This is a genomic window from Tistlia sp. (assembly GCF_040905785.1).
In the GTDB taxonomy this organism is placed as follows: Bacteria; Pseudomonadota; Alphaproteobacteria; order Kiloniellales; family DSM-21159; genus Tistlia.
Genome location: NZ_JBBDQW010000018.1, coordinates 1 through 9,605 on the forward strand (window position 1 = coordinate 1; position 9,605 = coordinate 9,605).

A 9,605-nucleotide genomic window follows, 5' to 3' on the forward strand; every position below is an offset into this window, starting at 1 on the left:
CGCCGATGTAGAGCATCGGCGCCTCGTCGCGCTCGCCCTCGCCGATCACCACCGTGCCCTCGATCGGCAGGGCGTTGAGCGCCTCGCGCATCGCGCTGACCGCCGCCTGGTCGGCCGCCTTCTCGTCGCCGCGTCCCATCAGGCGCGAGGCGGCCAGTGCCGCCCGCTCGGTGACGCGCACGGCCTCGAGGGCCAGGTTTCGATCCATCGGTTCGGGCATGCCTGCCTGCTCTCCTCCCAGGTTTCGGTCTCGCGACCCCATTGCCGGCCGGTCCAGGGGCCGGCGGGCCATCTTGACGTACAGTCTACACGCTTTGCCGGGCTTCGCCCTTCGCCGGCTACTCGCTTTCGATGCGGATCAGGCGCGGCGCCTCGAGGCAGGCCTCGAGCGCGGCGATCCGCGCCACCGCCCGGCGCATCCGGCCCTCGCTCGTCTCGTGGGTGGTGATCACCACCGGCACCAGCTCGCCCGGGTCGCGGCCGCGCTGCAGCAGCGCCTCGACCGATATCTCTTCGTCGCGCAGCGCCGCCGCGACCTCGGCGATCACGCCCGGCTGGTCGATGACCATGAGCCGCAGGTACCAGGCGCCGGCCTGGTCCTCGACCGGCGCCGCCGCCAGCCGCCGCAGCGCCGCGGCCGGCACGCCGAACACCGCCCGCCGGTCGCCGCGGGCGATCGCCGCCAGGTCGGCGACCACCGCCGAGGCGGTCGGCCGCTCGCCGGCGCCGGCACCCTCGGCCATGATCTTGCCGACGAAATCGCCCTCGGCCAGGACCGCGTTGAACACGCCCTCGACGGCGGCGAGCGGGCTGCCGAGCGGCACCATGACCGGCGCGACGCGCTGCGACACCGTGGCCTCGCCCCCGCCGTCGCCCCCGCCGGGACCCCCGCCGCCGCCGTTGCGCGCGGCGATGCCGAGCAGCTTGATGCGCAGGCCGAGCTCCTCGGCGAAGGCGATGTCGACGGCCGAGATCTGGCGGATGCCCTCGACCCGTACCGCCTCGAAGTCGAGCGTGCAGCCGAAGGCCAGCGCGGTCAGGATCGCCAGCTTGTGGGCGGCGTCGACGCCGTCGATGTCGAAGCCGGGGTCGGCCTCGGCGTAGCCCAGGGCCTGGGCCTCGGCCAGCACGTCGGCGAACTCGCGGCCGCTCTCGCGCATCGTCGTCAGGATGTAGTTGCAGGTGCCGTTGAGGATGCCGGCGACCCGCTCGACCCGGTTGCCGGCCAGGCCGTCACGCAGCAGGCCGATCACGGGGATGCCGCCGGCGACCGCGGCCTCGTAGTAGAGGCCGGCGTCCCTGGCCTCGGCGAGGCGGGCAAGCGCGGTGCCGTGATGGGCGAGCAGGGCCTTGTTGGCCGTGACCACCGGCTTGCCGGCCTCCAGCGCGGCCTCGACCAGCGCCTTGGCGGGGCCGTCGGAGCCGCCGATCAGCTCGACCACGACCTCGACCTCGGGGTCGGCGGCCAGGGCCAGCGGGTCGTCGTGCCAGCGGCAGGCCGAGAGGTCGAGCCCGCGCTCCTTGTGCCGGTCGCGGGCCGAGACCGCGACCGCGCGTACCGGGCGCCCGCAGCGCAAGCCGATCGCCTCGGCATTGTCGGCCAGCGCGCGCAGCGTGCCGCCGCCGACCGTGCCGAGCCCGGCGATCCCGACCCTCAGGGGCGCGCCCTTCCCGGCGGCCTTCACGAAGCCAGCCTCCCCGTCGCTTCCGGATCCAGGTCGCGCAGGAAGGCGCGCACCCGGCGCACCGCCTGGCGGGTGCGCTGCTCGTTCTCGACCAGGCCGAAGCGTACGAAGCCGTCGCCGTACTCGCCGAAGCCGACGCCCGGCGAGACCGCGACGTCGGCTTCGGCCAGCAGCAGCTTGGAGAAGACCAGGGAGCCGAGTTCGGCCAGCGCCGGCGGCAGGGGCGCCCAGGCGAACATCGTCGCCGGCGGGCTCGGCACCGGCCAGCCGGCCGCGACCAGGCCCTCGATCAGCACGTCGCGGCGGCGCCGGTAGCGCTGGCGCATCTCCTCGACGCACTCCTGGGGGCCGTTGAGGGCGGCCGTGGCGGCGACCTGGATCGGCGTGAAGGCGCCGTAGTCGACGTAGGACTTGACCCGCGCCAGGGCCTCGATCAGGCGCGGGTTGCCGGCGCAGAAGCCGACCCGCCAGCCGGGCATCGAGTAGGTCTTGGACAGCGAGGAGAACTCGACGGCGACCTCCTTGGCGCCGGGGACCTGCAGGATCGAGGGGGGCGGGACGCCGTCGAAGTAGACCTCGGCGTAGGCGACGTCGGAGATCACGAAGAGGCCGTGGCGCCGGCAGAAGGCGACGACCTCCTCGTAGAAGGCCAGCTCGACCGTCTCGGCGGTCGGGTTGCTCGGGAAGTTGACGATCAGAGCCAGCGGCTTGGGCACCGAATGGCGCACCGCCCGGTCGAGCTGGCGCAGGAACTCCTCGCCCTTCGTGCCGCCGCCGGCCGGCGCCAGCCCGCTCGGTCCGGGCATCGAGCGGATCGCCGCGCCGGCGATGATGAAGCCGAAGGCGTGGATCGGGTAGCTCGGGTTCGGCGCCAGCACGATGTCGCCCGGGCTGGTGATCGCCTGGGCCAGGTTGGCCAGCCCCTCCTTCGAGCCCAGGGTCACGATGACCTCGCGCTCGGGGTCGAGCTCGACCTGCCAGCGCCGCGCGTAGTAGGCGGCGAGCGCGCGCCGGAGGCCGGGAATGCCGCGCGAGGTCGAGTAGCGGTGGACGCGCGGATTGCGGATCGTCTCGGCGAGCTTGTCGAGCACGTGGGGCGGCGGCGGCTGGTCGGGATTGCCCATGCCGAAGTCGACGATGTCGCGGCCCTCGCCGCGCGCCTGGGCCTTGAGCGCGTTGACCTCGGCGAAGACGTAGGGCGGCAGGCGCCTGATGCGGTGAAACTCGCTGTCCATCGAGGACCTCGGCAAGGGACGCTGCGCGGCGCCCGGCTCAGTAGTCGAGGAAGATCTCGGCGCGCCGGTTGCCGGCCTCGCCGGTCGGCATGAACTCGTAGTAGACCGGCTGGGCCGAGCCCATGGCCTCGACCACGACCGCCGGTGCGCCCAGCGTCTCGAGCCGGCGTGCGACCGACTGGGCGCGCTTCAGCGAGACGTCGAAGTTGGCCAGGTTGTGCTTCACCGGATCGGTCACGCCGGTGAGCAGCGAGGCGTGCCCCACGACCCGCAGGGTGCCGCCGCGCTGCTGCTGCAGCTGGACGATCTGGCGCAGGACCCCGAGATCGCGCTGGTCGAGCGCCGAGGAGCCGTAGCCGAAGAAGATCACGCCCGCGAGCTCGCTGTAGCTCGGCCGCTGCGGCAGGTTGTACTGCTGGATCTGCGCCGGGCCGACGGCGGGCGTCGGCAGCGCCGCGCGGCTCTCGCTCGGGTCCGGGCGCGTGTCGTAGCTCGGGGCGGGGCTCGGGGGGCGGCTGCGCGCGGACGTCTCGCCCTGGCTCCCGGGCTGGCTCTGGGGCTGGCTCCGGGGCTCGCTGCGGGTCGCCTGCGACGGCTCGGGAAGCGGCTGGAAGCCGTCCGAAGCGGCGGGCGCGGCGGGCGCCTCCGGCAGGTCCGGGCGCTCGACGTCGCCCCTGACCGCCTCGGCGGTCGCCTCGGCCGTGGCGTCCGAGGTTCCGGTCCGCAAGCGCTCGGCCGGCTGGTCCGAATAGACCGCGCGGCTGCGATCCACGCGCAGACTCTCCTGCAACGCCTGGCGCTGCGCCGCGCTCGAGGGCGTCGGCCGCCCCGGCACGCTGGCGAGGCTCGGCACCACCGCATCCTGCTGGTCGCCGGAGCCGGTGGTCACGATGCCGGGCACCGGCTCGTCGCTGAACAGCTCGTCATAGGCCGAGCAGGCCGACAGGCCAGCGAGCGCCGAGGCCAGCACGAGGCCTGCGCCCAAACGCCGGAGCGGGCGCCGGAGCGGGGCGAACCGGCGGAGCGGGGCCGACGGGAAGCCGGCCGTTAGTCTGCCGATGGTCAAGGCGAAAGCACCTCCGATCCGGCCGGGCCCGGTGCGGGGACCCGGAAAACATGCGACTCGGCCGCGCCGCGCGCAGCGTCGTTAGTTACCTTGCACCGCCGCCGAGGGCAAGGTAACACAAGGCCAGCCGCCGGCCCGGCAGGCACGCTGGTCGGCGGCCGTGCAGCATAGGAAAGGCGCCATGTCCGAGCAACAGGAGCCGGAAATCCGTCTCCCCGATCCGGTCAAGATGTCGAAGTCCATGAGCGAGATCGCCGAGCGCAGCCAGAAGCTCGTCGCCGAGTTCCTGGAGCGCCAGTCGGAAGGCCAGGCGAGCGCTACGCGTCTCGATCCGCTCAACATTGGCGGCGCCTTCCTGGAGATGACCGCGCGCATGATGGCCGACCCGGCCAAGTTGATGCAGGCGCAGCTCAATCTCTGGCAGGACTACCTGAAGCTCTGGCAGACGACCGCGCGCCGCATGATGGGCGAGGAGCCCGAGCCGCTGGTCGCACCCGATCGCGGCGACCGGCGCTTCAAGGACCCGGCCTGGGACGAGAACCAGCTGTTCGACTTCATCAAGCAGTCCTACCTGCTGACCGCGCGCTGGATGCAGAACCAGGTCCAGGACGTCGAGGGCCTGGACGAGCGGACCGCCAAGAAGGTCGACTTCTACACCCGCCAGTTCGTCGACGCGATGGCCCCCTCGAACTTCGTGATGACCAACCCGGAGGTGCTGCGCACGACGCTGGAGAGCGGCGGCGAGAACCTGGTCAAGGGCCTGGAGCACCTGCTCGATGACCTGGAGCGCGGCAAGGGCCACCTGGCCATCCGCATGGTCGACGACGAGGCCTTCCGGGTCGGCGAGAACATCGCGGTGACGCCGGGCAAGGTCGTCTACCAGAACGACCTGATGCAACTGATCCAGTACGCGCCGACCACCGAGACGGTGATGAAGCGGCCGCTGCTGATCATCCCACCCTGGATCAACAAGTATTACATCCTCGACCTGCGCGAGAAGAACTCCTTCATCAAGTGGGCGGTCGACCAGGGCATCACGGTCTTCGTCGTCTCCTGGGTCAACCCCGACAGCAGGCTCGCCGCCAAGACCTTCGAGGACTACATGCTCGATGGCCCCTTCGCCGCGATCGAGGCGATCGAGCAGGCGACCGGCGAGCGCGACCTCAACGTCATCGGCTACTGCCTGGGCGGCACGCTGCTCGCGGCCAGCCTGGCCTACCTCGCGGCCAAGAAGCCCAAGGACCCGGGCCCCGACGTCGGGCGGATCAAGAGCGCGACCTTCTTCACGACCATGACCGACTTCGCCGAGGCCGGCGAGCTGGGCGTCTTCATCGACGAGGAGCAGCTGACGGCCCTCGAGGAGCAGATGAGCGAGAAGGGCTACCTCGAAGGCGCCTCAATGGCGACGACCTTCAACATGCTGCGCGCCAACGACCTGATCTGGTCCTTCGTGGTCAACAACTACCTGCTGGGCAAGGACCCCTTCCCCTTCGACCTGCTCTACTGGAACAGCGATTCGACGCGCATGCCCGCGGCCATGCACTCCTTCTACCTGCGCAGCATGTACCAGGAGAACCGGCTGACCGCGCCGGGCGGCATCACCCTCAAGGGCGTGCCGATCGACCTGCGCAAGATCGAGACGCCGGTCTTCATGCTTTCGACGCGCGAAGACCACATTGCGCCCTGGACGTCGACCTATTACCTGACCCAGAACGTCTCGGGGCCCTGCAAGTTCGTGCTCGCTGCCTCGGGCCACATCGCCGGCGTCGTCAATCCGCCGAGCTCGGGAAAGTACTCGCATTGGACCTCGACGCGGAATCCCAAGGATCCCGATGCCTGGTTCCGGGGCGCCAAGGAGCAGGCTGGCTCCTGGTGGCCGGAATGGCGGAAGTGGATCGCACGGCACGGCGGCGCCAAGGTGCCGGCGCGCCAGCCCGGCGACGGGAAGCTGAAACCGATCGAGGATGCGCCCGGCAGCTACGTCAAGGTCCGCGCGCTCGATCCGGAGGAGCAGTGATGGCACTCCGTGCCCGAGGCCTCGTCGCCCTGGCCGCCCTGGCGGTGGCCGTGACGCTGGCCGCCGGGCCCGCAGCCTCCCAGAGCGCCACCGGGGGTGCCACTGGGAGCGCCACCGGGAGCGCCACCGGGAGCGCCACGGTGGGCGCCGAGCGCTTCGATTCCTTCATGCGCACGGCGGCCGCGCCCTGCAACGTGGCGCCCGCCCAGACCTGCATCAACGCGGCCTGGGCCTTCGCCGACCGCGACGGCGACGGCAGCGTCTCCCCCCAGGAGCTGGCTGCCATCAAGAGCGAGCTGGATGCCTGGGCCCAGTGGAAGAAGCCCTCGATGGGCCAGCGCGACCGGGCCAGCCTGGCGATCGGCGAGATGATGGTACGCCCCCTGCGGCCGGAGCAGCTGGTCGAGGGCTTCGACAGCGACGGCGACGGCCTGCTCAGCCAGGCCGAGCTGACCCAGGACCTGACCCTCGACGAGCGGCCGCTGCCCGAGCTCCTGCAGGACAAGGAAGCCGTCGATTGGCAGGCGGTGCAGCAGCGCCTGGGCGCCGTCGCGCCGCTGATCGCCCTGCTCGCCCAGGCGCAAGGGGCGCGGTAGGCCGCCCGCCTGGCCGCCCGCTCGCCCAAACGATCCCGAGGCGACCGCCGCCCTACCCCTCTTCCGCCCGATAGATCCCGGCGAGATGCCGGTAGTGAGCGGCCTGATAGGCGAAGTCCTGCAGCTCCGCCTCGCTCAGCCGGCGCTTGAAGGCGGCCGGGGCGCCGGCCCAGAGCTCGCCCGACGGCACCCGCTTGCCGGGGGTCAGCAGGGCCCCGGCCGCGACCATCGCGCCGCTCTCGACGACGGCCTTGTCCATGACCGTGGCGCGCATGCCGACGAAGCTGCCGTCCTCGAGCGTGCAGGCGTGCAGCAGCGCCATGTGGCCGACGGTGACGCCGTCGCCGATCAGGGTCGGCACGCCGCCCCCGGTCTGCCGGTAGTCCGCGACCTCGTAGCCGCTTTCCCGGTCGTGATTGCAGTGGACCACCGTGCCGTCCTGGATGTTGCAGTCGCGGCCGATGACGATGCGGTTGACGTCGCCGCGGATCACCGCGCCGTACCAGACCGAGCTGCCGGCGCCGATCTCGACGTCGCCGATCACCACGGCGGTCTCGGCGAGGAAGGCCTCGGCATGGATGCGCGGCCAGACGCCGCGGTAGGGCCTGACGATCCCGCCCATGCGATCAGCGCCGGGTCAGGGCGAGCCAGACCCCGCCGCCGATCAGGAAGCAGCCGCTCGCGAGCTCGAGCAGGCGCACGCGCTGGCGGGTCAGGAATCCCCCGGCGCGCCCGGCGAGCAGCGCGTAGCCGCCGTCGAGCAGCGTCGCCACGACCATGAAGGTCGCTCCCAGCGCCAGGGTCTGCGCGACCACCGGCCCCTCGGGGCTGACGAACTGCGGGATGAAGGCGCCGAAGAACAGCAGCGCCTTGGGATTGGCCCAGATCACCAGCACGCCCTGCCAGAAGTAGCTGGCCCAGGAGAACCGCCGCGCTCCCATGGCCGACTCCGCGGCCGTCGCCTCGATCGCCGCCCCCCCGATCGCCGCCCCCCCGATCGCCGCCCCTGCGCCGGCGCTCGAGAGCGCCGAGCGGCTGAGCAGCAGCCGGGCGCCGAGATAGATCAGGTAGGCGGCCCCGAGCAGCTTGACGATCTCGAAGACTGCACCCAGCGCGGCGACGACGACCTGCAGGCCGCCCGCCAGCACCGCCAGCATGACCGCCAGGCCGGCTTGGGTGCCGGCGACGTTGGCGAGGCCGGCGCGCGCGCCGTGGCGCAGCGAGTTGGCGATGATCACCGTCACCGTCGGACCCGGCACGATAACCACGGCGGCGCAGGCGGCGACGAAGGTGAGATAGGCGGACAGCTCGAACATGCCGGGACTCCTGGCTGGCGATCCCGCACAGCAAGCGTCAAACGCGGGCGCCGCGCAAGGGCCCCGGAACGCAAAACGGGCGGTCCCGAGGGACCGCCCGCTGCGGCGAGCCGAGGCTCGCGGGAAGGCTTAGCGCTTGGAGAACTGGAAGCTGCGGCGGGCCTTGGCCTTGCCGTACTTCTTGCGCTCGACCATGCGCGAGTCGCGGGTCAGGAAGCCGCCCTGCTTGAGCACGGGGCGCAGCTCCGGCTCGTAGAAGGTCAGGGCGCGGCTGATGCCGTGGCGCACCGCGCCGGCCTGGCCGGACAGCCCGCCGCCGGAGACCGTGCAGAAGACGTCGAACAGCTTCTCGCGGTTGGCGACCTGGAAGGGCTGGGCGATCAGCATCTGCAGCACCGGCCGGGCGAAGTAGACCGGCAGGTCCTTGCCGTTGACCTGGATGCGGCCGCTGCCGGGCCGGACCCAGACGCGGGCGACGGCGTTCTTGCGCCGGCCGGTCGCGTAGGAGCGGCCCTGGGCGTCGCGCTTCGGCTCGACCTTGGCCTGGGCCTCGACGGCCGTGGCTTCGCCGAGCTGGGAGAGATCGGTGAGGGTCTGTTCGCTCATCGGTTGGACAACCTGGCGTTCTTGGGGTTGGCGGCGGCGAAGTCGAGCGCCTCGGGCTGCTGAGCGGCGTGCGGGTGCTCGGCGCCGGCGTAGACCTTGAGCTTGGCCATCTGCTGGCGGCCCAGGGGACCGCGCGGCACCATGCGCTCGACGGCCTTCAGGACCACCCGCTCCGGGTAGCGGCCGCCGAGGATCTGACCCATGGTCCGCTCCTTGATGCCGCCGGCGTAGCCGGTGTGCCAGTAGAAGCGCTTGTCCTCGAGCTTGTTGCCCTTGAGCTGCACCTTCTCGGCGTTGACCACGATGACGTGGTCGCCGGTGTCGACATGCGGCGTAAAGATCGCCTTGTGCTTGCCGCGCAGGATCATGGCGATGCGCGAGGCGAGGCGGCCGAGAACGAGCCCTTCGGCATCGATCACGTACCACTTCCTCTCGACATCCGCCGGTTTCGCGGAATAGGTCTTCATCGTCGGAACCGTCGCTCTTTTTCCAGAGGGATCGAAAAGCAGGCGCGGGAGGCAAGGGGCCGTTCGCCAATCCGAAGCCCCCGCGGAAGCCGGCGATATAGGGGAGCGCCCATGAGCTGTCAACGACGAAAAACCTACAGTAAAAACCGATACTTGCAATTGGGGTATCATGTTACCCCACCCGGAGGGCCGCGATGAGCGGCCTGGACGGCAGGGTCGTCCTGGTCAGCGGCGCGGCCGGCGTTGTCGGCACGGCCCTCGTCTCCCGCTTCGCCGCCGCCGGCGCGCGCGTCGCGGCCAGCGACCTGGCGCCGCCGGCGCTGCCGGCCGCCGCCCTCTCGCTCGCCCTCGACGTCACCGATCCGGCGGCCTGGCACGCGGCGCTGCATGAGGTCGAGGCGGCGCTCGGGCCGCTCGACGTGCTGGTCAGCAACGCCGGCCTGGCGGTGCCGGGCGACATCGAGGCCGCGACCCCGGCCGACCTCAGGCGGGCGCTCGCGGTCAACCTGGAGGGCCCCTTCTACGGCACCCAGGCCGCCATCGTCGCCATGAAGCGCTCGGGGACAGAAGCTATGGGGCTGGCGACGAGGCGGTAGCATCCTCGTGGTCTAGGCAAA

General features: G+C 71.6%; 11 protein-coding genes. 3 read left to right on the top strand and 8 right to left on the bottom strand.

The features are described from left to right. The 4 genes from WD341_RS05190 to WD341_RS05205 form a co-directional block, all read right to left on the bottom strand. A partial coding sequence (locus WD341_RS05190) for a fructose-bisphosphatase class II (protein WP_368424378.1) occupies window positions 1–208 on the bottom strand: 208 nt, incomplete at its 3' end. A 130-nt stretch (window positions 209–338) separates the two neighbouring features. After that, window positions 339–1,685, bottom strand: a complete 1,347-nt coding sequence (locus WD341_RS05195) for a homoserine dehydrogenase (RefSeq protein ID WP_368424368.1) — start codon at window positions 1,683–1,685, stop codon at window positions 339–341. Beyond that, a complete protein-coding gene (locus tag WD341_RS05200) occupies window positions 1,682–2,920 on the bottom strand; it encodes an LL-diaminopimelate aminotransferase (RefSeq protein ID WP_368424369.1) in 1,239 nt (412 codons plus the stop codon). Before WD341_RS05200 ends, WD341_RS05195 begins: the two co-directional genes overlap by 4 nt. A 37-nt stretch (window positions 2,921–2,957) precedes the next feature. Beyond that, on the bottom strand, window positions 2,958–3,905 hold the full coding sequence (locus tag WD341_RS05205; protein ID WP_368424370.1) for an OmpA family protein: 948 nt from the start codon (window positions 3,903–3,905) through the stop codon (window positions 2,958–2,960). Between the two features lie 262 nt (window positions 3,906–4,167). On the opposite strand from WD341_RS05205, the gene WD341_RS05210 reads away from it, so the two are divergent. Then, window positions 4,168–6,003, top strand: a complete 1,836-nt coding sequence (locus WD341_RS05210; protein ID WP_368424371.1) for a PHA/PHB synthase family protein — start codon at window positions 4,168–4,170, stop codon at window positions 6,001–6,003. Then, a complete protein-coding gene (locus WD341_RS05215) occupies window positions 6,003–6,599 on the top strand; it encodes a hypothetical protein (RefSeq protein ID WP_368424372.1) in 597 nt (198 codons plus the stop codon). Before WD341_RS05210 ends, WD341_RS05215 begins: the two co-directional genes overlap by 1 nt. Window positions 6,600–6,651: 52 nt before the next feature. Here the strand turns inward: WD341_RS05215 and WD341_RS05220 are convergent, their stop codons facing one another. From WD341_RS05220 to rplM, 4 genes are all read right to left on the bottom strand, one after another. Then, window positions 6,652–7,221: a gamma carbonic anhydrase family protein gene (locus WD341_RS05220; RefSeq protein WP_368424373.1), complete on the bottom strand. Its 570-nt coding sequence runs from the start codon at window positions 7,219–7,221 to the stop codon at window positions 6,652–6,654. A 4-nt stretch (window positions 7,222–7,225) separates the two neighbouring features. After that, on the bottom strand, window positions 7,226–7,915 hold the full coding sequence (locus tag WD341_RS05225; RefSeq protein ID WP_368424374.1) for a LysE family translocator: 690 nt from the start codon (window positions 7,913–7,915) through the stop codon (window positions 7,226–7,228). A gap of 129 nt (window positions 7,916–8,044) precedes the next feature. Continuing rightward, window positions 8,045–8,521, bottom strand: a complete 477-nt coding sequence (gene rpsI, locus WD341_RS05230) for a 30S ribosomal protein S9 (RefSeq protein WP_368424375.1) — start codon at window positions 8,519–8,521, stop codon at window positions 8,045–8,047. Next, complete coding sequence (rplM, locus tag WD341_RS05235; protein WP_368424376.1) at window positions 8,518–8,988, bottom strand: 50S ribosomal protein L13; 471 nt, start codon at window positions 8,986–8,988, stop codon at window positions 8,518–8,520. Before rplM ends, rpsI begins: the two co-directional genes overlap by 4 nt. Before the next feature lie 194 nt (window positions 8,989–9,182). Here rplM and WD341_RS05240 point away from each other — a divergent pair, with 194 nt between their 5' ends. After that, a complete protein-coding gene (locus tag WD341_RS05240) occupies window positions 9,183–9,584 on the top strand; it encodes an SDR family NAD(P)-dependent oxidoreductase (RefSeq protein ID WP_368424377.1) in 402 nt (133 codons plus the stop codon). Window positions 9,585–9,605 lie beyond the last annotated feature (21 nt).

Coding starts and splice junctions, on each gene's coding strand:
- WD341_RS05200 (WP_368424369.1), bottom strand. CDS start 2,920: ATGGACAGCGAGTTTCACCGCATCAGGCGCCTGCCGCCCTACGTCTTC.
- WD341_RS05210 (WP_368424371.1), top strand. CDS start 4,168: ATGTCCGAGCAACAGGAGCCGGAAATCCGTCTCCCCGATCCGGTCAAG.
- WD341_RS05215 (WP_368424372.1), top strand. CDS start 6,003: ATGGCACTCCGTGCCCGAGGCCTCGTCGCCCTGGCCGCCCTGGCGGTG.
- WD341_RS05220 (WP_368424373.1), bottom strand. CDS start 7,221: ATGGGCGGGATCGTCAGGCCCTACCGCGGCGTCTGGCCGCGCATCCAT.
- WD341_RS05225 (WP_368424374.1), bottom strand. CDS start 7,915: ATGTTCGAGCTGTCCGCCTATCTCACCTTCGTCGCCGCCTGCGCCGCC.
- rpsI (WP_368424375.1), bottom strand. CDS start 8,521: ATGAGCGAACAGACCCTCACCGATCTCTCCCAGCTCGGCGAAGCCACG.
- rplM (WP_368424376.1), bottom strand. CDS start 8,988: ATGAAGACCTATTCCGCGAAACCGGCGGATGTCGAGAGGAAGTGGTAC.
- WD341_RS05240 (WP_368424377.1), top strand. CDS start 9,183: ATGAGCGGCCTGGACGGCAGGGTCGTCCTGGTCAGCGGCGCGGCCGGC.